The organism is Psychrobacter sp. APC 3281 (assembly GCF_030407815.1).
In the GTDB taxonomy this organism is placed as follows: domain Bacteria; phylum Pseudomonadota; class Gammaproteobacteria; order Pseudomonadales; family Moraxellaceae; genus Psychrobacter.
Genome location: NZ_JASDCS010000011.1, coordinates 79083 through 102619, shown reverse-complemented (window position 1 = coordinate 102619; position 23537 = coordinate 79083). Strand labels below are relative to the sequence as shown.

Sequence of the window (23537 nt, the reverse complement as noted above, 5' to 3'; positions counted from 1 at the left end):
GTAAACGCTTATGCTGTAGTCAATATAATAACTAAGATAAGCGCTTTGTTGATTATATAAATAACTATTGGTTTACACTGGTTTTGATAAATAATTAAATGCTTAGGGTTTTTTCACCGCGGGCAATACCAATCACACCTGAGCGAACCACTTCCATAATGCGCTCACGGCCAATCACATCGATAAAACCATCAAGTTTGGCTTTGTCACCCACGATTTGAATCGTATATAAGTTCGAATTTACATCGACGATTTGTGCGCGGAAAATATCTGCACTACGTTTGATCTCTTCACGAACACCGCCTGTTGCACGGACTTTAATGAGCATCAATTCACGCTCAACGTGTACGTTCTCCGTCAGGTTAAGTACTTTAACCACTTCAATCAATTTATGCAATTGTTTGGTGATCTGCTCAATTCTTTCAGGTGATGTAATGGTCGTAACCGTTAGACGTGAGATACTCGGGTCATCAGTAGGCGCGACGTTCAAAGTTTCGATATTGTAGCCACGTTGTGAGAACAAGCCGACTAACCGCGACAACGAACCCGCTTCGTTTTCCATCAATACCGAAATCAGATGTTGTTGTTGCATTAGGTACGCTCCCCTTTTGTTAACCACATATCACGCATGGCCTGTCCAGCGATTTGCATTGGATATACATGCTCATTACGATCGACGTAAACATCGATAAATACCAGTTTGTCTTTCATAGCCATTGCTTCAGCCAATTGTGCTTCCATAGTCGCAGGATCAGTAATTTTGATACCGACATGACCATAGCTTTCAGCCAATTTGACAAAATCTGGTAAGGAATTCATATAAGACTGGGCATGACGACCTTCATACAGCATATCTTGCCACTGCTTCACCATACCTAGCTGCGCATTGTTAATGTTCAGAATTTTAACTGGTAAGTTATATTGCAAGCAGGTCGATAGCTCTTGGATATTCATCTGAATAGAGCCTTCGCCAGTAATACAAACCACATCACGCTCAGGGTTGGCAAGTTTGGCAGCCATTGCATACGGCAGACCAACACCCATGGTACCAAGACCACCTGAATTCAGCCATTGACGTGGCTCATTGTAAGTATAGTAAAGTGCCGCAAACATCTGATGCTGACCGACGTCACTTGTGATAATAGCGTTACTGTTAGTCACTTTATCTAGAGCTTGTACGACACTTTGTGGCTTAATACCATTATCTGTGCTGGTGTCATAACGTAAGCCATGACGCTTACGCCACTCATTAATTTGTGACCACCAATCGAGCAATGCGTGCTGCTCTAACTGCTTGTCTTGACCAACAATCTCTAGCATGTCCGTTAAGACCGACTTCACATCACCTACGATAGGAATGTGCGCAAGAATCGTTTTTGAAATTGACGCAGGATCGATATCGATATGAATGATGGTTGCGTTAGGGCAGAATTTTTTAACGTTATTGGTCACACGATCATCAAAACGCGCGCCGACAGCTAAAATCACATCAGCGTGATGCATGCTCATATTGGCTTCGTAAGTACCGTGCATGCCAAGCATACCTAAGAACTGACGATCAGAGCCAGGGAACGTACCAAGACCCATCAAGGTATTGGTCACTGGTAAATTCAGACGATGTGCAAGATCGGTTAATTCTTCGTGCGCATTGCTCCAAATCACACCGCCACCTGCATATACAACAGGACGCTGCGCTGCTAATAGCGCTTCAATGGCTTTTTTGATTTGACCACTATGACCTTTGAGTGAAGGCTGATACGAGCGTATAAATACTTCTTCTGGATATTCGTAAGCGAACTTTTCGCTAGGCGCAGTCATGTCTTTTGGCACATCAATGACAACAGGGCCTGGGCGACCAGTCTGGGCAATATAAAATGCCTTTTTTACAATCATTGGAATTTCGCTAGCATGGCGTACTTGAAAGCTATGCTTAACGATAGGACGTGATACACCTACCATATCTGTTTCTTGGAAAGCATCTTCACCGATTAGGCTGCTTGGTACCTGACCTGCGATTACAACCATTGGTACAGAATCCATAAAGGCAGTAGCAATAGCTGTCACGGTATTGGTCGCACCAGGGCCTGATGTGGCCAACACGACACCAGTATTACCAGTCACTCGCGAATAAGCATCGGCCATGTGGCCCGCTGCTTGCTCATGACGTACTAAGATGTGCTCAATATTTTCTTGCTGAAACAGCGCATCATAAATGTGTAAGACCGCGCCACCTGGATAGCCAAAGATGTATTCGACACCTTCGTCAGTCAGTGCTTGCACCAGCATTTCAGCGCCCGATAGCATCACAGGCTGTGCACTACCTTCTGCAAGACGTTGTTGCTTTTGTTCAAAATTTTTGGCGGCATTACCCGTCTGGGTATGTCCCGTCATGTTCGGACTTTGCGTGGTTTGCGTCACTGTCATCACCTTTTTTTGCGGCGAGAATTTGCGGGATTCTATGAGTAAAAATAATTACTTACCGTCATTATTTCTACTTACTGAATGATCGCTAATTCTTGTCCATATCAAGAATATCTGCCCAATAGGTTTAATTAAAACTGTCTCATAGGACAATACTAATCAAACATAGCAGTGTATTTTAGGTCAGCTTTGTGATGGATGTTTATCGATATACAGTGACAAGATGCGAGTGCATCTATAAAAGAAGGCGCTTATTATTGAGGTTCGATACTAGCAAGTACCTATTGTGACTTTATTTGTGTGACTTTATTTGTACAGATGCATCGATATACACAAGCAAAAAAACTTCATAGCCAATGCTAAATTATAAGATGTTTAGAACTTACAATAGGCTTTGGGGAAATCTCTTAACAGCATACTATATCGCGTTTGATACAACTGCTAAAAACACATTTAGCACATTTCAAATAATAAGTTTATCTTAGTCATTGTAGACAGATAAGTCCGGAGACAATGTATCGCTATCAACAGTGGTCGTTATGCCACTATACTTGCTATATCATTATCACAAAGGAAATAAAACTGCGTAAGCTACCGATAAGTAACTCGTCGTTTTCTTTCTCAAGTGCCACGGCAACATCGTAAAAGCCGCTCACTGACCAATCAACTGCTATTATATTCGATGGTTTACGAGTTATTGTCAAGAAAAACTTCTAAAGCCTATCCCAAACTAATAGTTATTAAATAATACACATTGATAAGTATTATTTGCTAGAATCGATAGTCGATACATTATTACTACCAATAAAACGTTCAAGTGTTATATTTACACCCATATACATTTGATTTTTATTAAATAAGAGGATTGCTACTATGGCATATGCGTCTAAGATATATACCGCTGCCAAACTGTTGATGAGTACCGCGTGTATGCTAATGCTGTCCATGAATGCCAGTCAAGCCATTCAAGTTTATAAATCTATTGGTGCACATGGTGAAGTAAAATATAGCCAACATGCGCCCCAAGTCGGTAAAAATATTGAACTGATTGAGTTTCGTAGTGACGGTAGACAGAACAACGCAGGACAAATGGCAGGGAAAACAGATCCTAACCAAAGCAGCAATGCTCAAACGGCAGAAGAACAACGAGTAGCAGCACTTGAAGCACGTATTAAAGAACAAGAAGCTCAGGCTAATGCTCAGCGCTGCCAATCATTACGTAATAACTTGACCAACCTAAATGTAGGCGGCCGTATCTATGAGATGGATGCTAACGGTAAACGTCAGTATCTAGATGGTCGTGAGATTGAGCTTAAGCGCGAGCGCGTTCAGCAAGCGATTACTCAGTATTGCTCCAACCCTTCTACCTAGTCAGACCTACTGAAAGCAAATATCAAATTATCATAAGCTGCATTACGTGACGAATGGCTGCTGGCATATCTTGAGCTTGTAGCCCTCGTTGCCCTACTAGCAATGTATTGGTGTTGCTATTCGCTTGATTGACTAATACATCTCCTGCAAACCCATGTATAAGAACCGCTTGATGTAAGCTACGTGCCTCTGCTGATAAGTCTTGCTGTGACAATAGTCCCGCGGTCACCCCAGATAGCACATCACCCATGCCAGCGGTTGCCATGCCAGCATTACCCACATCACAGACGTATACGTTTTCTCCTCCCTCTTCTTGTTCTAACACTAAAGATCCTGCCCCTTTTAATACCCAATTACCACCATATGTTGCAGCGCACTGTTTTATAGCTTGTAGTCTATTGGACTCAATCTCACTTATCTTTTGATCAAGCAATCTAGCTGCTTCCCCACTATGCGGCGTCAAGCAAACCCGATGATTAGTACTATATTCTCGTAGCTCTGTTATTAGCTCATGATTATCCGTATGCAGTGATGCCAAGTGATAAAGTCCATCAGCATCTATAACTATTGGCTTTTCCGCTGTCATAGCAGCTTGTATATAATTTACGAATAATGCTTGTGCTTTATCGTCACGGCCCAACCCCATCCCAATGGCAACAACACTAGCCTGCTTTATTAAATCTTTTACACCGCTTATGTCATGTAAATTAATAGTCATCGCGTCTGGCAATGAGGTCAGCAACGACCCATGAAAAGCTTCATGGCAGGCAACTGTTATTTTACCAGCGCCTGTCGCCATCGTACTGGCCGCAGACAGTATGGCAGCACCGCCCATACCCTGAGAGCCATCGACGCGATTTCCGCCAATGACTAGCACATGACCATAGCTGCCTTTGTAGCTGTTTTGGCGACGCAGACTCATACTATGCGCAGCTATCAGCAGCGTGGCAACTGGCTCAAATGCTTGGCTAGCATTTTTCTCAGCTATCATATGATGGCTAGCTGTTTGCTGACACACCTTTTGATGAGGTATCAACGGTATATCGACTATGTCTCCGCTATAGTCTGTACCATCTTTGGTGTGTAGACCAAACTTACGCGCAATCAAACATAGAGTCACGTCAGCTTGTATTGCTATTCGCTCAAACACCTCACCGGTAGAGGCCACTAACCCACTCGGAACATCAACTGCTATTGCTAAGGCGTTATTTTGCTGAGTAAAGTTATTAAAAGCTTTAATAGCTGATTTATAAACGCCTTCTGGTGCACGATCTAAGCCAATACCGAATAATGCATCGATATAAACATCAGCTGGCAAGTTTCTTTTATCCGCATCATCGTGACTAATAATGTCTTCAAATCGTTGATAGTGACAGCTGCTCGCTAGGGCTATCTGTAATGCCTTTGTCGCGTCAGTAATATTGCTACTATCGCTATCTTTATCGCTAGGAGTTTTAGAAGTTACTGATTGATCATGGATATCAAAATCATTTTCGCTAAAGCCAACCGTCATTACTTCTACTTGCCAGCCAGCTTGCTGTAAATAATGAGCGATAAGCCAACCATCACCGCCATTATTACCTTTCCCTACCCAGATACTTGCTCGACGAGGATGAACACTACGGTGATAAACGTTAGTATTAGTAGAATGGCTGGCACTGACATTTCTTCGCTCATAAATCTGCTCTATTTGCTGTGTCATTTGCCAAGCGGCTTGTTTCATCAAACCAAAACTGTCGTATCCTTGTGCAAACCAAGCCTGTTCCATCGCATAAATCTGCTTACTACTATATAGCGCAATAGGTTTTGTATTTTTTATAGGTGATAACTTGGTACTATTTCTCATAACTTATCCTTGGTGGTTCTACTCATTTTTTATTTTATCTAAATTTGGTTGCTCATTTCTCATATCAGCTTAGCAAAAGCTTACCTCGACTTATGTATCAATATGAATGTGAGTTTATTTTCTTTTATACTTGCACTCATTGCTCACTGGCTTATCATAGCGGTATTTACATTATCTCTGATTGTCAGATATGAATAATCTGATTAAAACAAACGAGAAAACATCTAATAAGCACCTACTATCTATGCCTACTGATAAAAACAAAATTACCATTACCAATCCAACTGTATTTACAACCACAGCTGATGTTAAGCAGTGGATTACAGCACAAGCACAGGAACTAGGGTTTGCTGATTGTGGTTTTTTATCCGTACATCATCCTTTGTTTACTAAGCAGATTGAACAACTACAGAAGTGGCTAGATAAAGGTTATGAAGGTCAACTGCAGTTTATGCATAATAATCATGATCTGCGCGCTCACCCTGATCAGTTAGTCGAGGGCGCAAAGACCATCATCAGCGTACGTATGGATTATCTAACTCAATCACCGACGCCGCGAGCTGTCACTGATAACGACCATCCTAATAAAGGCATCATTGCGCGTTATGCAAGAGGGCGCGACTACCATAAAACGATGCGTAGCCGTTTAAAGCAATTGGCTTTGAAGATAGAAACAATGCTTCCTGAATGGCAACATTTGGATATCGGTTCAGAGAAAGAGTTTGTGTTTAGACCTTTTAGCGATTCGGCGCCTATCTTTGAGCGGCCTATTGCAGATGCAGCAGGTCTCGGTTGGACAGGTAAACATACACTACTTATAAATAAGCAAGCTGGCTCATTTTTTGTACTCGGTGAGCTGTTTTTGAGCCTTGAGCTACCCGATGACAAACCAGTCAAGGAGCATTGCGGTAGTTGTAGCGCTTGTATTGACATATGTCCTACTCAAGCAATTGTAGCGCCTCATGAGCTCAATGCCGCTGCTTGTATCTCTTATTTGACTATCGAGCACGATGGAGTCATCGATACCAAATATCGACGCGCAATTGGCAATCGGGTTTTTGGCTGTGATGATTGTCAGTTAATCTGTCCATGGAATCGCTATGCAAGCCTTACGACCGTCAATGACTTCGCACCAAGGCATGGATTGGATAATAGTAGCTTGCTTGAACTATGGCAGTGGCAAGAAGCCGACTTTATGAAGAACACTCAAGGTAGCCCATTAAGACGCACCGGCTATGTGAATTTTTTACGTAATATTGCTATCGGCCTTGGCAATGCTAATGCCAGCTTAGAAGTGGTCGAACAGTTAAAATCTAAATTAACCATACATAATGACATGCTAGATGAGCATATCGAATGGGCTCTAACTGAGCAGCACAACAAGCTAGACTCGACTAATTAACCAATCACTTTATAACTATCAAATATCCCTGAGATAAAATGGTTATTTGAAGTGTACAACATAAAAAAAGCCTCTTAATAATAAGAGGCTTTTTTTATTAGAATGTCATATTTAAAATATTATTTTTCTATACGCTTCTTATAGAATTATGGCTTCGGAATGCGTAGTACTTGACCTGGATAGATTTTATCTGGATCAGATAACATTGGCTTGTTCGCTTCGAATATCTTCATATAATCGCCAGATGAACCATAAACTTCTTTAGCAATCTTAGATAAGCTGTCACCAGACTTTACCGTATACATCGTAGATTCAGGTGCATCTTCTTCGATATCGATGTTATCAATAACTTTTGCAACGTTTTGCACGTTACCGATAGCGATAATGGCTTTTTCACGATCAGCTTGAGTTTTAGCATTACCGCTAATCTCTGCAGTATCTGTAGAACCATTATATTTAATTTTTAGGTTACTGATATTGAGGTTTTGCTGCTGAATACGGCGCAACAGAATATTGGCAACTGATTGTGCACTCGGCTCACTGCTTTGTACTGGTGTATTGGCATCTGCTTTTGTTTCTGTCTTAGCATCATGCTTTTCGTCATCACGGTTAAAAATCTTATCACCGATATCTTTTGCAAAGCTAAACATACCCATATATCTACTCCTTGAAATATTATTATTTATCATTCTTTTAATAAAACACATAGTCAGACAATATACTGAAAATCTAACTGGCGTCTTTTTCTACGACTTACCATTATGAGTATAGATAAAGTTAGTCGATGTAGATAGTAATAGTATGTTGAATAATGTTGAATTGACGTAGTCAATGTTAAATTCGATTACTGCGTTTAAAAATAACAATCACGCGCCCATAAAAAAAACCGCCTATCTAATCAGATAAGCGGCATTATAAATCTGCTAAATAAGTAGCAAATTATAGTTGGGCTTGTACGTAATCGATTGCTTTTTGAACAGTAGTCAATTCTGCAGAATCTTCATCAGGAATAGTGATACCAAAATCACTTTCAAATGACATAACCAATTCAACTAGGTCTAAAGAATCTGCACCTAGGTCTTCCATGAATGAAGCATCGTTATTGATGTCTTCAACATTCATACCTAGTTGCTCAGCTACTGCTGCTTTTACTCTTAGCTCGATATCATTACTCATGTAGATCACTCCGTTATCATCTATTATTTTTAATAAACTGCTATATCGCCTTGTTTAAACGCTATAGCATGGTATATAAAATGCGTTTGCCAGACCAGCAATGCTGTCTGAGTACTCTATGACATGTTATACAGTCTGTCTGATGTCTAATAAAACCCTGCTATCATACAGGGCTTTGACTCAAAAGTATCCGTCATTATAGCACCCTTTATTATAGTTTACACTCGTTCACACAGTTTTTTATTATAACTATGTAACGCTCGTATATTGACTACATATACATGCCGCCATTGACAGGAATGACAGCACCTGTGATATAGCTGGCCTCGTCGCTAGCCAAGAAATGTACCGCTGCAGCGATGTCTTCTGGCTGACCAAGACGGCTGATAGGTACAGCATCTAACATAGAGTTCAATAAGCGCTCATCAAGCTCATCTGTCATATCTGTTTCGATCAAGCCTGGTGCCACACAGTTGATGGTCACTTGGCGTGAACCAATCTCACGTGCAAGTGTACGGCTAAACCCTTCTACGCCAGCTTTGGTCGCCGCATAGTTAGATTGCCCGGCATTGCCCATTTGAGCGACGACAGAAGTGATGTTAATAATGCGGCCACGGCGTGCTTTCATCATACCGCGTACAGCACGTTTGCTCATGCGATATACCGATGTCAGATTGGTATCGATAACATTTTCCCAATCTTCGTCTTTCATGCGCATCAGTAGACCATCTTGGGTAATACCAGCATTGTTAACCAATACTTGTACCGCACCATAGACGCTTTCAATCTCTTCAAATAGTTTGTCAATTTGAGCAGTATCACGTACGTCTAAAACACGACCAATACCACCAGTGTCATGAAGGTAGTCATCGATAAGCTCTGCGCCCTTTTCAGTGGTCGCAGTTCCAATGACAAAATGTCCTTCTTTAGCAAAACGTTTGGCCACTGCTTTGCCAATACCTCGGCTAGCGCCAGTCACTAATGTAATCGTACGGCTCATAATAACACCTCCAATAATTTTTCTAGACGGGCAGGCTTATCAGTAGGATAGCTTGCGATTGGCTGCGCTTGACGCTTCGCCAAATTGCTCAGTACATTACCACTGCCACATTCGATTAAGATATTGATTTGCTTGTCAGCTAACTCTTGCATGGTTTTTGACCACAGTACTGGCTCGCTCAGCTGTTCGGTCAATGCTTGCTTGATACCGACCGCACTGGTTTCGACGCGTGCATAGCGATTTTGTATAACAGGAATGGTTGCCTGATCAAACTTGATACCCGCTAGTATCTCAGCCAATGCATTGCTGGCAGGTTCCATAAGTGCGCAATGAGAAGGCACACTCACTTTTAGAGGAACAGATTTTTTGCCCGTGTTTTTGACTTTATCAATAACAGCATTAACACCAGCAGCGTTACCTGAGATAACCACTTGTCCTGGACTATTAAAGTTGGCTGCACCGACTACGGCATCATCAACGTGTTCGGTTGCTTGTTCACACAAGTTTTCGACTCGGTTGTCTTCTAGTCCTAGTACTGCTGCCATAGCAGTATCGACACCTACAACGGCCTCTTGCATCAACTGACCGCGCTTATATACTAAGGTGACTGCATCACCCAGCGATATCACATTGGCAGCACACAGGGCACTGTACTCGCCTAGAGAGTGACCAGCTAAATAACAAGGCGTCTCTTCTATTTTTTGTTGTAGGACACGCCAAATAGCAATACTAGCTGTCAAAAGCGCAGGCTGAGTATATTGGGTTTGATTGAGTTTTTCTTCGTCCTGACAGATTGCCCACAAATCCTCACCAAGCGCCTCACTCGCTTCGGTAAATGTATCGCGTATCTCTGGATAGATTTCGGCAAGCTCACTCGTCATTGCGACTGCTTGAGATCCTTGTCCAGGAAAAATAACCGCGATACGAGCGGGTTGCTTTTTTACCATATCGGGTACAGAAGCCATAACCAATATTCCTTATCTGATTAGAAATATCCCTAAAAACAATGGGGTGTATTATATTATTAGATGTTATACAAAGCCGCTACTTCAAGTATTTATGCAAGAAAACGGATTGTCAGTAAACTATACACTGACAGACACTATTATCATAGCGGATGCAAACCAAACAGCAAGAGTAACGCTGCTCAAATTAAAGGAGCAGATTATATCAGTACATTTTTGAATCTACCAAAAATAACAAGCGAATTAAGCAATAAGTCTAGTTATAAATAACAAAAAGCCAAGTTATCCAGCCACATAATATATGATAGCGAAATAACTTGGCTTTTTTTAGCTCAAAGCTTATTGACTAATAATAGCTAGGCAAAAACAATAATAGTCACCAGTACTATTATCATCTTCGCCTAAGCTATCATAGAGCCAATGTCTTAGGCGTCTTGGCTGACTTTGAACAGTTGACGACCACGGTAGAAACCATCTTTAGTCATGTGATGACGACGATGTTTTTCACCAGTAGTAGCATCTACGCTTAGTTCAGCAATTTCCATACGGTGATGTGAACGGCGCATGTCACGACGAGAACGGCTTTTACGACTTTTTTGAACAGCCATGATATAGCTCCTATACTTAAAAGGGATAAGCTTGAAATTCAGCTTAAGTCGATACTGACAGAGGCTATATAATCACAACAACCTAAGTCTTAAGCATCATTAGTTAAATAGATTGCCACTCACATAAAGCACTGACCAAGGCTGAATCTTATAAAAAATTTACCCAGTCAGTTTCTATCAGCAAGCAACAGGTTGCTCGAATGCAATAAACCGGACATTATACGCATGTTTATTAAATTAATAAAGCCCTGCCTCGCACTCTTCTGTACAAAGCTGATAAAAGGTTTTTTAAATGCATCGAGTAGATAGTTTTAGTGCTTATAGTTTGCCTTTTAGCGAGGCTAAAGCAGCGAAAGGATTTTCACCTTCCTCTTCTTCTGGTATTTCACCAAACTGCTCAACAGACATTTCACAATCGTCATGCTTTGGTGCCATTGGGGTTTTGAGCAAGATTTCGTCTTCTACCAATTTCTTAAATGGTAACAGACGCTCTGGAGATTGCTCGGTAACGATTTCATCCAGTAATAAATAATCTTGTTCATCTTTAACTAAACGAACCTGACTATCGTTTTCGAGTAGCGCGATGTCATAATCATCAGACAAGTCTATAGCGATTGGTTGTAAACAGCGCTGACAAGTTAGCCAAACATCACCTGTCAAAGTAAATGCTAGATGCAAGACGTTGTTACGACGATATAAGTTAGCGTTGAGCTGTATATCTGACTGCTCATGTTCAGTACTCAAAGTAGTAGCAAGACGATCAAACGAGCTTGGTTTGACCTCTCCTGACCATTCATAACCAGTATCTGCCCATTTATCTAAGGAGATGTGCTCAGGCATGCCAGTAGATACAGGCACTTTTTTGTTGTCAGCGTGAGATGCTGACGGTTTAGTTTCTGGAGTGCTTGACATGCGCGGCCTCATTCATAAAAACGGTGTATAATATTGCCTGCCATACTAACGGAAAGTGCCATATTCTGCTAGCGCTAGTATGTTAAGATTTTTTGATAGCAAATTTGTTTAAGCTCTTTTACTACTTACCTTTTTACCTAAAGTTTTTTGTCTTTAGTATTTATTAAGTCAATGTCTTCTCTATGAATCTATCCGATAATAAAATGAATTTTTCTGATTTACTTTCTCCTACTGAAGCAAGTTCGTTGCTGCAACAGCTTACTCAGTTAGGGAGTCATACTGAAAATTCAGCCAACAACAAACTGAATCTTGATAAAGATGAGTATTTAAACGAATGCAGAAGTCAGTGGCAAAGGCTGTATAGTACTCAATCTGACAATACCTACTCAGCAGAATCGATAGTTGATAGCGAACGATTAGCTACCGATTGGCTCATACAGTTATTTAATACTTTATTCGCTGATCAGCAAGTTATATTGGTTCGTAGCAATGATGAACCCGAATATTTTCCAGCTCAAAATGATAAGCCTGCCAGAATTGAATTCGCTCATGGCTTTTTTGCTAGTGCTCTGCATGAAATCAGTCATTGGTGCGTAGCTGGTGACGCTCGTAGACAACTATCTGACTTTGGCTACTGGTATGCGCCAGATGGACGCTCAGCGGCTCAGCAGCAGGCATTTGAGCGTGTAGAAATCAAACCTCAAGCATTAGAGTGTTTATTCACCTTGGCGTGTGGACGAAATTTCCAAATCTCCCAAGATAACTTGTTTGCCGACTTCGACACCAGTAGTAGCACCTTTGCTATTGATGTCTATCAGCAAGTCCAAAGCTACATAGCCAAACCTCATACTCTGCCGCGTGACGCTAAGACTTTGCTGACTGCGTTACTTAGCGCTTGCACCTCTTCATCTGAAATCAACGCTTAATTCAAATTACTAAGCGTTCCTACTTATTAACGATTTTCTACGGTTGGTAACGCCTTGCCACTAAACTTATATCTACTTTGAGCTATACTGGTAACTGAAGTGGTATTTTGAAGATATCGATCTGCTTTAGTTCTAGAATAGTTTTTCTAATATATCCAGTGGTTGAACCACATCTAATTAATGAAAAATTCGTCTCAATTAAAAACCAATAATTATAAAATAAGGAACCATTATGGAAGTCTTCTATATTCACCCCGATAATCCGCAGCCACGTCTCATTGAGCAAGCCGCTGACCTATTGCGCAAAGATCAGCTAATTATTTACCCAACTGATACCAGTTATGCTTTTGGTTGCCGTTTGGGTGCAAAGGATGCCCTAGCTAAGCTTAAGCAAATCCGTGAACTCGATGATAAGCATCAATTTACCTTGCTATGCCGCGACTTGAGCGAAATTGCCAACTATGCAACAGTTGATAATGTGCAATTTAAACAGCTAAAAGCCCACACCCCTGCCCCAATTACTTTTATTCTTACTGCCACCAAAGACGTACCGAAAAAACTGGCGCATGCAAAGAAAAAAACCATTGGTATTCGTGTACCTAGCAACCCTATTGCTCAAGCATTATTAGAAGCGATGGATGAACCTATCTTAACCAGCTCACTGATTTTGCCTAATCAAGACGATATTTTGGATGACCCATTTGAGATTGAAGACTTACTAGGCAACCAAATCGATGGACTGATCAATGCAGGTATAAAGACGACCAAGCTTACTACTATCGTAGATATGACTAGCAGCGTTCCTGAAGTTATCAGGCAAGGTGCTGCCAATGTCGATTCGTTATTACTCTAAACAGCTAGGTATTGCTTTAAACAGCTACTAGTATATTTAGTCAAATTTAAGACAAAAAAAAGCTCCAATTGCATTGGAGCTTTTTTATGGAATATGTCTTAGGTGTAAAACTAGTCACGATCAACCAATTCTACATAAGCCATTGGCGCATTGTCACCATCACGGTAACCGCATTTTACGATACGCAAATAACCACCTGGACGCGTTTGGTAACGAGGACCTAACGTGCCAAATAATTTGCCTACCATAGCTTTGCTACGCATACGGCTGAATGCTAAACGACGGTTAGCAACGCTGTCTTCTTTAGCCATAGTGATCAATGGCTCGGCAACGCGACGTAGTTCTTTAGCTTTTGGTAAAGTTGTTTTGATCAGTTCATGCTCAAATAATGAGTTAGTCATGTTCTGAAACATTGCCTTACGATGACTGCCGGTACGACCCAGCTTGACTCCACTCTTACGATGGCGCATAGTCAAAAATCCTTAAAGTTTAACGGCTACGATAAGAAAAGCGATCATCAACACGTAAATCAGCTGGTGGCCAGTTATCTAGGCGCATACCGAGCTCTAAATCTTTAGACGCTAATACGTCCTTGATTTCTGTCAATGATTTCTTACCAAGATTTGGGGTTTTTAGAAGTTCAGTCTCTGAACGCTGTACCAAATCACCGATATAGTAAATGTTTTCAGCTTTCAAGCAGTTGGCTGAGCGAACCGTTAGTTCAAGATCGTCCACAGGGCGTAATAGCACCGGATCAACCTCTTCTTTCTCTTTCACAGGCTCAGGCGCTTCTTCAGCTTCTAGGTCAACAAAGATAGAAATCTGTTGTTGTAAAATAGTGGCTGCTTTACGAATTGCTTCTTCTGGATCTATAGTGCCATTAGTTTCAAGCTCAATGATAAGACGATCAAGATCAGTACGCTGCTCTACACGAGCGTTCTCAACCTGATAAGCAACACGAAGCACAGGACTAAAACTTGCATCAAGCTTTAAGCGTCCAATTGCTTTAGTATCACCATCTTCACGGCGCTGGTTTGCTGGCTCATATCCACGACCCATCACTACACGCAAACGCATCTTAAGATGACCACGATCGCTCAATGTACCCAAGACCAATTCTGGATTGATGATGTCAACATTGTGCGGCAACGCGATGTCTGCAGCAGTAATAGTGCCTGGACCTTGTTTATCCAAGGTCAAAAATACTTCATTTTGGTCATGAAGCGTAATTGCTAAGCCTTTTAGGTTCAAAAGCAAATCAAGTACGTCTTCTTGCAGGCCTTCAAGCGTTGAGTATTCATGGTCAACACCATCAATCTCAGCTTCAATGACTGCAGCACCAGGTAATGAAGATAATAAGATGCGACGCAGAGCATTACCTAGGGTATGCCCAAAGCCGCGTTCTAACGGTTCGAGCGTGACTTTCGCAATCGTTTCGTTAACCGTATCCACATTAATGGCATTCGGCGTTAGAAACTCAGTTGCATTTAGCATCATGATGTCACCTCGATTTATTAAACTGGTTTAATTAACGTTAATTGCTCAATGCCATTTTCATAACATTGAGCATTACGTCATTACTTAGAGTATAGCTCAACGATCAAGCTTTCGTTGATTTCAGCAGGTAGATCAATACGATCAGGCGCATGTTTAAACGTGCCTTGTAGTTTGCTGTGATCAACATCAAGCCATTCTGGAATACCACGTTGTGTCGCTAATTCGATAGCGTTTTTAATACGTAGCTGTTCGCGAGATTTCTCTTGGATAGCGATGACATCACCATCTTGAAGCTGAATTGAAGGAATGTTCACACGAACAAACTCATCACGGCCAGCTTTTTTTACCATAACAGTACGATGACTGACTAGCTGACGTGCTTCTGCGCGAGTTGAGCCAAAGCCCATGCGATATACAACGTTATCTAGACGGCTCTCAAGCATTGCTAGCAAGTTTTCACCAGTAGCGCCACGCTTACGAGCAGCTTCTTTATAGTAGTTCGCGAATTGACGCTCTAGTACACCATAAATACGCTTAACTTTTTGCTTTTCACGCAACTGTAGAGCATATTCTGAGGTCTTGTTACGGCTTACGCCGTGCTGACCTGGTGGACGACCAGCTTTCTTCGTTTTTACGTCATACGGTTTAACGCCAGACTTAAGGCCTAAATCCGTACCTTCACGACGTGATAATTTCAGTTTTGGTCCAATATAGCGGGCCATTGTTATGTCTCCTATAAGCTTTTAGTATAAAAAGCTTCGTCTTTAATATTAGACGCGGCGCTTTTTCGGCGCACGGCAACCATTGTGTGGGATTGGGGTTACATCAGAGATGCTGTTAACTTTATAACCCAATGCACCTAGTGCTCTTACCGCAGACTCACGACCCGGTCCTGGTCCTTTGACCAAAACATCGATATTCTTAACACCATATTCTTGGGCCGCTTTACCAGCGACTTCAGCTGCAACCTGAGCTGCAAATGGTGTAGATTTACGTGAACCACGGAAGCCTTGTCCACCTGAAGTGGCCCAAGCCAATGCATTACCTTGACGATCGGTAATCGTAACAATGGTGTTATTAAAAGACGCATGGATATGGGCAATGCCCTCCGATACTGAACGACGAGCCACCTTTTTGCGACTGCGAGTGTCTTTTGCCATCTTTTAGCTTCCTAAGTTAATTATCTTTTGAGAGGGCGTGTCGGACCCTTACGAGTACGAGCGTTGTTCTTGGTGTTCTGACCTCTAACTGGTAGGTTACGACGATGACGGATGCCACGGTAACAACCAAGATCAACTAAACGCTTGATGTTCATTGAAACTTCACGACGAAGGTCACCTTCAGTCATGTAGTTTGCAACTTGTGCACGGATAGCATCTAACTGTGTATCATCTAACTGACTGACTTTAGTAGTAGGGGCGATGCCAACTGCTTCTAAGATTTTCTGAGCAGTGGTACGACCTACACCAAAGATGTAAGTTAGTGAAATAACAGCATGCTTATTATCCGGAATGTTTACGCCGGCAATACGAGCCATTGATTTCTCTCCATTAAAGAAAAATAAGCGTTATCTAGCGATAAGGCTTTACTCTTCAGATTTGTTGCTGTTAATACTAGAGCTTTTATAGTCATTATCGATGTTTTGACTATAAGTCTGCTCATCGATTCTATTATAAAAGATTTTGTATAAACACGGCAAGTGGCGGATGATATCGCATCCGCCGTTATTTTTCAAGTATTAATTTAATTAGCAGCGAAAACTAGATGTTTTCTAATACTAAATATTAACCTTGACGTTGCTTGTGGCGAGGTTCTGCTGTACAAATAATATGTACACGGCCTTTACGGCGCACAACTTTACAGCTACCACAAATCTTTTTAACTGATGCTTGAACTTTCATAGCATGCTCCTTGAAATATCGTACCACTCATTTAAGGTTGAGTGGGCGATTGAATTAACGTCTGATCATGATATTGATGGGTCATCAAATGCGCTTGAATCTGCGAGATGAAGTCCATTACCACAACCACCATAATCAGTAAAGACGTACCACCGAGTTGAAACGGCACACCAAACGATGACTGGACGACCATTGGCATTAAACAAATAACCGTCATATACATCGCGCCAATAAAGGTCAGTCGGTTTAATACATGATCGAGGTAACGCTGAGTTTGTTGTCCTGGGCGAATACCTGGGATATACGCACCACTACGTTTAAGGTTCTCTGCTACTTCACGCGGACTAAATACCAGCGCCGTATAAAAATAACAGAAGAAAATAATCATTGCGCCAAACAGTACTAAATATAGCGGCTGCCCTGGAGACAGTACCAATGCCATATTTTGAAGTATTTTCTGTACAAAGGTAGGATCAGTCGATTGACCAACCCACTGCCCTAAACTTGCAGGAAACAATAACAAAGAACTGGCAAAAATAGCTGGGATAACCCCTGCCATATTTAGCTTAAGCGGCAAATGTGATTGCTGCTGAGCATAAATTTTGCGACCTTGTTGCTGTTTTTGTGCGTAGTTCACAGGAACACGGCGTTGAGCACGTTCAATATAAACGATACCCGCAGTAACCGCGATACCTAGCAGTACAAAAATAAATAGTACAATCAAGTTCATCTGACCTTGATTGACCTGTTCAATAGACTGCGAAATCATACCTGGCGTACCAGCCACAATACTCGCAAAAATGAGCATTGAAATACCATTACCTACGCCGCGTTCTGTAATCTGCTCACCAAGCCACATTAAGAACATTGCGCCTGCTACTAAAGAAGTAACAGCTGGAATATAAAAGGTAAGACCAGTAGATAAAGTAAGGTTTTGGCTGATTAAGCCGGCACACATTCCTAATGACTGTACTAGGGCTAAAGCAAGCGTTCCCTGACGGGTATACTTGTTTAGCTTGCGTCGTCCCGCTTCACCTTCTTTTTTGAGGGCTTCAAGCGATGGCAATACTGCAGACATCATCTGTACGATAATCGATGCTGAGATATATGGCATGATGCCAAGTGCCATGATAGACATACGCTCTAGCGCACCACCTGAAAACATATTAAACATGCTCAGAATGGTGTTTTCGTTGCGCGAAAACAGATCAGCCAAGTTAACTGGGTTGATACCCGGAACTGGAATATGTGACCCTAAACGATAAACAATCAATGCGCCGATTAAAAATAATAAACGCGTCCATAGCTCATCATACTTACGTATAAATGCGAATGGATTAAGCGGTATACCAGCCGATGACATTGATTGTTTTGACACGTTACTACTCCTCGATGCTACCACCAGCAGCTTCGATAGCTTGCTTAGCACCTTTAGTCACTTTAATACCTTTGAAAGTATAAGCTTTAGTGACTTCGCCTGATAGCATTACACGAGCACGTTTCATATCGTGACGGATAAGGTTAGCAGCTTTAAGTGTTTCAAGGCTAACTACATCGCCTTCAATTTTATTCAGTTCAGAAAGACGTACTTCAGCAGTCTTCATAGCCAGTTTACTGGTAAAACCAAATTTTGGTAGACGACGATATAAAGGCATCTGACCACCTTCAAATCCTGAGCGAATGCTAGAACCTGAACGAGATTTCTGACCTTTTACACCACGACCACCAGTCTTACCAAGACCTGAACCGATACCACGACCACGACGTTGGGCAGTTTTCTTTGCGCCAATACCTGGTGATAATTCATTTAATCTAAGACCCATTACGCTTCCTCCACTTTTACCATGTAGTTAACGCGATTGACCATACCACGAGTCGAAGGAGTATCTTCTACTACTACAGTATGATTAATACGGCGTAAACCCAATCCTTTCAAGCTCGCTTTGTGGCTCTTTAGGCGATGGGCACCCGATTTAAATTGAGTGACTTTCATTTTTTTCATCGTAACTCACCTAGTCTAAGTTAACCCAAGATTTCGTCTACAGATTTACCACGTTTAGCTGCCATCTTCTCTGGAGTTGACATATCACGTAAACCGTTAAACGTTGCGCGAACAACGTTAGCAGTATTGGTAGAACCATAACATTTAGTCAAAACATCTTTGACACCAGCAACTTCTAATACAGCACGCATTGCGCCACCAGCGATTACGCCAGTACCTTCAGATGCAGGTTGCATATAGACTTTACTAGCACCATGACGTGCTTTGATTGGATGATGCAAAGTTGCATCATTTAGCTCAACAGTAATCATATTACGTTTGGCAGCTTCTAGTGCTTTTTGGATAGCAGCTGGCACTTCACGTGCTTTACCGCGACCAAAACCTACACGACCATTGCCATCGCCCACTACAGTCAATGCAGTGAAAGAGAAAATACGACCACCTTTAACAACTTTCGCTACGCGATCAACGGTAACTAAGCGTTCTACTAGACCGTCAGTCTGTTCATTTTTATCATTTTTATCATTTCTAGCCATGATTAAAACTCCAATCCGTTTTCGCGAGCAGCTTCTGCTAAAGCTTTAACTCGACCATGATATTTGAAACCACTACGGTCAAAGGCAACTTTAGTAATGCCAGCTGCTTTTGCGCGTTCTGCGATCATTTGGCCTACAGACGTTGCTGAATCAGCATTACCAGTCGCGCCTGAACGCAAGCTGCTGTCTAAGGTAGATGCCTGAGCAATCACTTCACCACCATTTGGAGAGATAATCTGGGCATAAATATGTTTTGACGTGCGGTTAACCGTTAAGCGATGAACGCCTAAGAAACGGATATGCGCGCGTGTTTTCTTAGCTCGACGCAGACGAGCTGCTTTTTTATCAAACATTTCAACTCACCTTATTTTTTCTTAGCTTCTTTGCGAATCACATGCTCGTCACTATAACGAATACCTTTGCCTTTGTAAGGCTCAGGTGGGCGGAAACCACGGATGTTGGCGGCTGCTTGACCAAGCTGCTGTTTATTGTTTGATTTCAAAACAATTTCAGTTTGCGTTGGCGTTTCAGCTGATACACCTTCAGGTAACGTATACTCTACTGGATGAGAATAACCAACGTTCAAGGTTACTTTGTTACCAGTAACTTGCGCGCGATAACCAACACCAATCAACTGAAGACGTCTTTCAAAGCCTTCGTTCACGCCAGTAACATAGTTGTTAACAAGAGCGCGCATGGTGCCAGTGTGCATCATAGCTTCTTTTGAATCGACTGTAGGTGAGAAAATGATAGCATCATCTTCCTGTTTCAGCTCGACCAATTCATGCAGGCGTAAAGACATAGAACCGTTCTTGCCTTTAACTTCGACCTGCCGATCGTTCAAAGTAACGCTTACGCCGTTTGGCAGCGTCACTGGGGCTTTAGCCACACGAGACATAGGAATATTCCTTAAAAAATTTAACTTCTTTATATTAGCGAAAAAACTAACAGGCTAAAAAGCGTGTTAGTTTAGCATAGTTGACTGTGTTAGACATCTATCAATTCGAAATAATTTAATATTACTCAATCAATAGAAGCCTAACAACCATCAAATAGACTTCATCGTCGTATAGCTTACGCTACAAATGCGACGATTTCACCACCGATACCAGCAGCGCGTGCAGCACGATCGCTCATGATACCTTGGCTAGTAGATACGATAGCAACACCCATACCTTGCTTAACAGTAGGGATAGCGTCTTTACCGCGGAACTGGCGTAAACCAGGACGGCTATAACGTTGGATAGTTTCGATGACAGCACGGCCTTCGAAATATTTCAATTCAATAGTAAGGGTTGCTTTGTTGTTTTCTTCTTCAGCAACAACAGCGCTAGCCACATAACCTTCGCTAACTAGTAAATCAGCAATTGATTTACGTAATTTAGAGCTCGGCATTGCTACCGATACTTTGTTAGCCATTTGTGCGTTACGGATACGGGTTAGCATATCCCCAACGGTATCTTGCATACTCATATAGTTACTCCTTACCAGCTTGCTTTACGAACACCAGGCACATCGCCTTGCATGACACGCTCACGCAGCATATTGCGTGATAAGCCAAACTTGCGGAAGTAACCGTGAGGACGACCGGTGATAGCACAACGATTACGCAGACGTACTGGTGATGAGTTGCGTGGAAGAGCTTGTAGCTCTAACATCGCTTCCATACGAGTTTCGTCACTTGCAGTCATATCACTGATAGTTTCTTTTAGCTTGATACGCTTTTCAGCATATTTAGCAACCATTTTTTCGCGCTTTAATTCGCGGTTAATCATGCTCTTCTTTGCCATAACGTCTTTACCTTATTTAAATGGGAAGCCGAATGCTTTAAGCAACGCACGACCTTCTTCATCAGATTGAGCTGACGTGGTGATTGTCACATCCATACCACGGATACGATCAATCTTGTCAAAATCTACTTCTGGGAATACGATTTGTTCTTTGATACCCAATGAGTAGTTACCACGTCCGTCAAAGGCTTTAGGTGAAAAACCGCGGAAATCACGAATACGAGGAATTGCAATGGCAACGAGACGATCTAAAAATTCGTACATTTGCTCACCGCGTAGCGTTACTTTACAGCCAATTGGCCATTCTTCACGAATCTTAAAGCCAGCAACTGATTTACGCGCTTTGGTGACAACAGGTTTTTGACCAGCAATCGCGGTCATATCAGCTACAGCACCTTCCAACAATTTCTTGTCTTGAGACGCGCCGCCTACACCCATGTTAAGTGTGATTTTAGTGATTTTAGGCACTTGCATCACATTTGCCAAACCAAGCTCTTCTTTGATTTGCTGCTTTAGTTCATCGTTATATAAAGATTTTAATCTTGCCATTACCATTACACCCTTAGTGTCTTACGCAGTCGCCACTACTTCACCGCTTGAACGATAGACGCGTTGTTTCTTGCCGTCTTCGCCAAACTGATAAGTAATACGGTCTGCTTTTTGGGTTTGCGCATTTAAGATTGCGACATTTGAGATATGCAGAAAAGCTTCTTGCTTAAGAATGCCACCTTCAACGCCAGTTGCCTGATTTGGCTTCTGATGTTTAGTGACAATATTAATGCCTTCAACTTTAATACGATCGTTTTTTACAGCTTGTACAGTACCTTGCTTGCCTTTGTCTTTCCCAGCAATCACGATAACTGTATCGCCTTTACGTAATTTTGACATGGATTACCTCACAATACTTCTGGTGCTAGTGATACAATTTTCATAAACTGATCACCACGTAGTTCACGAGTTACCGGTCCAAAAATACGAGTTGCAATCGGCGCTTTGTTTTGGTTCAACAATACCGCAGCATTGTCATCAAAACGTAACACAGAACCATCTGGACGACGAACGCCTTTTTTGGTACGTACAACTACTGCATTCATCACGTCGCCTTTTTTAACACGACCACGAGGAATGGCTTCTTTAACCGTTACTTTAATAATGTCGCCAACTGATGCATAACGACGATGAGAACCACCCAGTACTTTAATGCACTGAACTCGCCTTGCACCGCTATTGTCTGCAACTTCCAGCATTGACTCAACCTGAATCATAGCGTTACTCCACACGTATGAGCAATAAAAACCAGTTGCTGCCGCTAGCACAGAATGAGTAGGACGGCATTTTAATATAAATAACCGCGACTTACTCTTAATGTGAGTGATATACGCTCGGCGCAATCAGCATCCTTAAAAAGGCGGCTATTTTAACAGCTTCTGGCTTTTAATGCAATTTACTTAGATTTTTTCTACTTTTTCAACCACATCAACTAAAGTCCAAGACTTAGTTTTTGAGATTGGACGCGTTTCTTTGATGCGGACAAGGTCGCCTTGTTGGCAAACGTTATTCTCATCATGAGCTTTGATTTTCGTAGAACGACGAAGCTGCTTGCCATACAAAGGATGACGAACCAGACGCTCAATCAAAACTGTGATGGACTTGTCCATCTTGTCGCTGACAACTCGTCCTGTCAATACGCTAGCATTGGTAGCTGTTTGATTGTTATCGCTCATGAGTCGCCTCGTTGTTTCTCGTTAATCAAAGTCTGAAGCTGGGCAATCGTGCGACGATTGGCTCTAACTTCATGGGTATTACCCAACTGACCAGTTGCTTTAGCCATACGAATACGGAAAGCATCAAGTTGCTTTTCATCAAGTAACTGGGTCAGTTCTTCTAATGATTTATCACGTAATTCACTGATCTTCATTACATTATCGTCCGCTTAACAATGGTAGTTTTAAAGGGCAATTTTGCTGCAGCGAGCGTTAATGCATCACGAGCAAGCTCTTCAGATACCCCTTCAATTTCATATAGCACTTTACCAGGTTTGATTTCGCATACCCAATATTCTACTGGACCTTTACCTTTACCCATACGTACTTCTAATGGTTTGTTGGTAATCGGTTTATCAGGGAATACACGAATCCAAATCTTACCGCCACGCTTAATTTTACGAGTGATGGTACGACGTGCTGCTTCGATTTGACGAGCTGTCATACGACCACGCGTCAATGATTTTAGACCAATTTGTCCGAATGCAACGGTGCTTCCACGATGAGCTAGCCCAGTGTTACGACCTTTGTGCATTTTACGAAACTTGGTACGTTTTGGCTGTAACAT

The 23537-nt window shown here is 41.9% G+C and carries 33 protein-coding genes; 4 read left to right on the top strand and 29 right to left on the bottom strand.

The window, feature by feature from the left end; translation table 11 throughout:
* Nucleotides 1–94: 94 nt before the first annotated feature.
* Together ilvN and QL886_RS11030 are read right to left on the bottom strand one after the other, a co-directional pair.
* On the bottom strand, nt 95–592 hold the full coding sequence (gene ilvN / locus QL886_RS11035) for an acetolactate synthase small subunit (protein ID WP_057758828.1): 498 nt from the start codon (nt 590–592) through the stop codon (nt 95–97).
* Nucleotides 592–2304 carry an acetolactate synthase 3 large subunit gene (locus QL886_RS11030; RefSeq protein WP_198551526.1) on the bottom strand — a complete coding sequence of 571 codons (1713 nt, stop codon included), beginning with the start codon at nt 2302–2304 and terminating at the stop codon, nt 592–594. Before QL886_RS11030 ends, ilvN begins: the two co-directional genes overlap by 1 nt.
* A gap of 990 nt (nt 2305–3294) precedes the next feature.
* Here QL886_RS11030 and QL886_RS11025 point away from each other — a divergent pair.
* Entirely contained in the window at nt 3295–3792 is a 498-nt protein-coding gene (locus QL886_RS11025; protein WP_101204858.1) for a DUF4124 domain-containing protein, read from the top strand.
* Nucleotides 3793–3814: 22 nt separating this feature from the next.
* On the opposite strand, the gene QL886_RS11020 is transcribed toward QL886_RS11025, so the two are convergent.
* Nucleotides 3815–5638 carry an NAD(P)H-hydrate dehydratase gene (locus QL886_RS11020; RefSeq protein ID WP_290178731.1) on the bottom strand — a complete coding sequence of 608 codons (1824 nt, stop codon included), beginning with the start codon at nt 5636–5638 and terminating at the stop codon, nt 3815–3817.
* 244 nt (nt 5639–5882) lie between these two features.
* On the opposite strand from QL886_RS11020, the gene queG reads away from it, so the two are divergent.
* Nucleotides 5883–7040, top strand: coding sequence for a tRNA epoxyqueuosine(34) reductase QueG (gene queG / locus QL886_RS11015; protein ID WP_290178730.1), 1158 nt, complete (start codon nt 5883–5885; stop codon nt 7038–7040).
* Nucleotides 7041–7186: 146 nt separating this feature from the next.
* On the opposite strand, the gene lysM is transcribed toward queG, so the two are convergent.
* The 6 genes from lysM to QL886_RS10985 all read right to left on the bottom strand — a co-directional run bounded on the left by lysM (nt 7187) and on the right by QL886_RS10985 (nt 11701).
* Nucleotides 7187–7696 carry a peptidoglycan-binding protein LysM gene (gene lysM / locus QL886_RS11010; RefSeq protein WP_057758817.1) on the bottom strand — a complete coding sequence of 170 codons (510 nt, stop codon included), beginning with the start codon at nt 7694–7696 and terminating at the stop codon, nt 7187–7189.
* 283 nt (nt 7697–7979) lie between these two features.
* Nucleotides 7980–8216, bottom strand: coding sequence for an acyl carrier protein (gene acpP, locus QL886_RS11005; RefSeq protein ID WP_057758815.1), 237 nt, complete (start codon nt 8214–8216; stop codon nt 7980–7982).
* Nucleotides 8217–8487: 271 nt separating this feature from the next.
* Nucleotides 8488–9216 carry a 3-oxoacyl-ACP reductase FabG gene (fabG, locus tag QL886_RS11000; RefSeq protein ID WP_057758813.1) on the bottom strand — a complete coding sequence of 243 codons (729 nt, stop codon included), beginning with the start codon at nt 9214–9216 and terminating at the stop codon, nt 8488–8490.
* Entirely contained in the window at nt 9213–10181 is a 969-nt protein-coding gene (fabD, locus tag QL886_RS10995; protein ID WP_290178729.1) for an ACP S-malonyltransferase, read from the bottom strand. Before fabD ends, fabG begins: the two co-directional genes overlap by 4 nt.
* A gap of 425 nt (nt 10182–10606) precedes the next feature.
* Entirely contained in the window at nt 10607–10789 is a 183-nt protein-coding gene (gene rpmF, locus QL886_RS10990; protein ID WP_057758809.1) for a 50S ribosomal protein L32, read from the bottom strand.
* Between the two features lie 318 nt (nt 10790–11107).
* Nucleotides 11108–11701, bottom strand: coding sequence for a YceD family protein (locus QL886_RS10985; protein WP_238068989.1), 594 nt, complete (start codon nt 11699–11701; stop codon nt 11108–11110).
* A gap of 203 nt (nt 11702–11904) precedes the next feature.
* On the opposite strand from QL886_RS10985, the gene QL886_RS10980 reads away from it, so the two are divergent.
* Complete coding sequence (locus QL886_RS10980; RefSeq protein WP_290178728.1) at nt 11905–12627, top strand: elongation factor P hydroxylase; 723 nt, start codon at nt 11905–11907, stop codon at nt 12625–12627.
* Between the two features lie 232 nt (nt 12628–12859).
* Nucleotides 12860–13480: an L-threonylcarbamoyladenylate synthase gene (locus QL886_RS10975; protein WP_290178727.1), complete on the top strand. Its 621-nt coding sequence runs from the start codon at nt 12860–12862 to the stop codon at nt 13478–13480.
* A 110-nt stretch (nt 13481–13590) separates the two neighbouring features.
* Here QL886_RS10975 and rplQ read toward each other — a convergent pair whose 3' ends face one another.
* The 20 genes from rplQ to rplP form a co-directional block, all read right to left on the bottom strand.
* The gene (gene rplQ, locus QL886_RS10970) at nt 13591–13950 is read right to left on the bottom strand and encodes a 50S ribosomal protein L17 (RefSeq protein WP_021813387.1); all 360 of its coding nucleotides are present in this window, start codon (nt 13948–13950) and stop codon (nt 13591–13593) included.
* Nucleotides 13951–13969: 19 nt separating this feature from the next.
* Nucleotides 13970–14977 (bottom strand): DNA-directed RNA polymerase subunit alpha, encoded by a 1008-nt coding sequence (rpoA, locus tag QL886_RS10965; RefSeq protein WP_021813386.1) that lies wholly within the window; start codon nt 14975–14977, stop codon nt 13970–13972.
* Between the two features lie 80 nt (nt 14978–15057).
* Nucleotides 15058–15699 (bottom strand): 30S ribosomal protein S4, encoded by a 642-nt coding sequence (gene rpsD / locus QL886_RS10960; protein ID WP_057758723.1) that lies wholly within the window; start codon nt 15697–15699, stop codon nt 15058–15060.
* 48 nt (nt 15700–15747) lie between these two features.
* On the bottom strand, nt 15748–16137 hold the full coding sequence (gene rpsK, locus QL886_RS10955; RefSeq protein WP_010196728.1) for a 30S ribosomal protein S11: 390 nt from the start codon (nt 16135–16137) through the stop codon (nt 15748–15750).
* A 20-nt stretch (nt 16138–16157) separates the two neighbouring features.
* Nucleotides 16158–16514 (bottom strand): 30S ribosomal protein S13, encoded by a 357-nt coding sequence (gene rpsM, locus QL886_RS10950; protein ID WP_021813384.1) that lies wholly within the window; start codon nt 16512–16514, stop codon nt 16158–16160.
* Between the two features lie 247 nt (nt 16515–16761).
* Entirely contained in the window at nt 16762–16878 is a 117-nt protein-coding gene (gene rpmJ / locus QL886_RS10945) for a 50S ribosomal protein L36 (protein ID WP_010196721.1), read from the bottom strand.
* Nucleotides 16879–16909: 31 nt separating this feature from the next.
* Nucleotides 16910–18241 carry a preprotein translocase subunit SecY gene (secY, locus tag QL886_RS10940; RefSeq protein ID WP_166739245.1) on the bottom strand — a complete coding sequence of 444 codons (1332 nt, stop codon included), beginning with the start codon at nt 18239–18241 and terminating at the stop codon, nt 16910–16912.
* Between the two features lie 19 nt (nt 18242–18260).
* Nucleotides 18261–18701, bottom strand: a complete 441-nt coding sequence (rplO, locus tag QL886_RS10935) for a 50S ribosomal protein L15 (protein WP_102077937.1) — start codon at nt 18699–18701, stop codon at nt 18261–18263.
* Nucleotides 18701–18880: a 50S ribosomal protein L30 gene (rpmD, locus tag QL886_RS10930; RefSeq protein WP_057758718.1), complete on the bottom strand. Its 180-nt coding sequence runs from the start codon at nt 18878–18880 to the stop codon at nt 18701–18703. The genes rplO and rpmD overlap by 1 nt, the downstream gene beginning before the upstream one ends.
* A 20-nt stretch (nt 18881–18900) precedes the next feature.
* A complete protein-coding gene (gene rpsE / locus QL886_RS10925; protein WP_057758716.1) occupies nt 18901–19416 on the bottom strand; it encodes a 30S ribosomal protein S5 in 516 nt (171 codons plus the stop codon).
* Between the two features lie 2 nt (nt 19417–19418).
* A complete protein-coding gene (gene rplR, locus QL886_RS10920; protein WP_057758713.1) occupies nt 19419–19769 on the bottom strand; it encodes a 50S ribosomal protein L18 in 351 nt (116 codons plus the stop codon).
* An 11-nt stretch (nt 19770–19780) separates the two neighbouring features.
* Nucleotides 19781–20314: a 50S ribosomal protein L6 gene (gene rplF, locus QL886_RS10915; RefSeq protein WP_057758710.1), complete on the bottom strand. Its 534-nt coding sequence runs from the start codon at nt 20312–20314 to the stop codon at nt 19781–19783.
* Between the two features lie 176 nt (nt 20315–20490).
* Nucleotides 20491–20889 carry a 30S ribosomal protein S8 gene (rpsH, locus tag QL886_RS10910; protein ID WP_101204864.1) on the bottom strand — a complete coding sequence of 133 codons (399 nt, stop codon included), beginning with the start codon at nt 20887–20889 and terminating at the stop codon, nt 20491–20493.
* Between the two features lie 11 nt (nt 20890–20900).
* On the bottom strand, nt 20901–21206 hold the full coding sequence (gene rpsN / locus QL886_RS10905) for a 30S ribosomal protein S14 (RefSeq protein WP_010196705.1): 306 nt from the start codon (nt 21204–21206) through the stop codon (nt 20901–20903).
* Nucleotides 21207–21218: 12 nt separating this feature from the next.
* Entirely contained in the window at nt 21219–21755 is a 537-nt protein-coding gene (gene rplE, locus QL886_RS10900; protein WP_101204865.1) for a 50S ribosomal protein L5, read from the bottom strand.
* 21 nt (nt 21756–21776) lie between these two features.
* Entirely contained in the window at nt 21777–22094 is a 318-nt protein-coding gene (gene rplX / locus QL886_RS10895) for a 50S ribosomal protein L24 (protein ID WP_101204866.1), read from the bottom strand.
* 8 nt (nt 22095–22102) lie between these two features.
* The gene (gene rplN / locus QL886_RS10890) at nt 22103–22471 is read right to left on the bottom strand and encodes a 50S ribosomal protein L14 (RefSeq protein ID WP_010196702.1); all 369 of its coding nucleotides are present in this window, start codon (nt 22469–22471) and stop codon (nt 22103–22105) included.
* Nucleotides 22472–22654: 183 nt separating this feature from the next.
* Nucleotides 22655–22930: a 30S ribosomal protein S17 gene (gene rpsQ, locus QL886_RS10885; protein WP_021813375.1), complete on the bottom strand. Its 276-nt coding sequence runs from the start codon at nt 22928–22930 to the stop codon at nt 22655–22657.
* Nucleotides 22927–23124, bottom strand: coding sequence for a 50S ribosomal protein L29 (rpmC, locus tag QL886_RS10880; RefSeq protein ID WP_025644397.1), 198 nt, complete (start codon nt 23122–23124; stop codon nt 22927–22929). Before rpmC ends, rpsQ begins: the two co-directional genes overlap by 4 nt.
* Nucleotides 23124–23537, bottom strand: a complete 414-nt coding sequence (rplP, locus tag QL886_RS10875) for a 50S ribosomal protein L16 (protein WP_025644399.1) — start codon at nt 23535–23537, stop codon at nt 23124–23126. The genes rpmC and rplP overlap by 1 nt, the downstream gene beginning before the upstream one ends.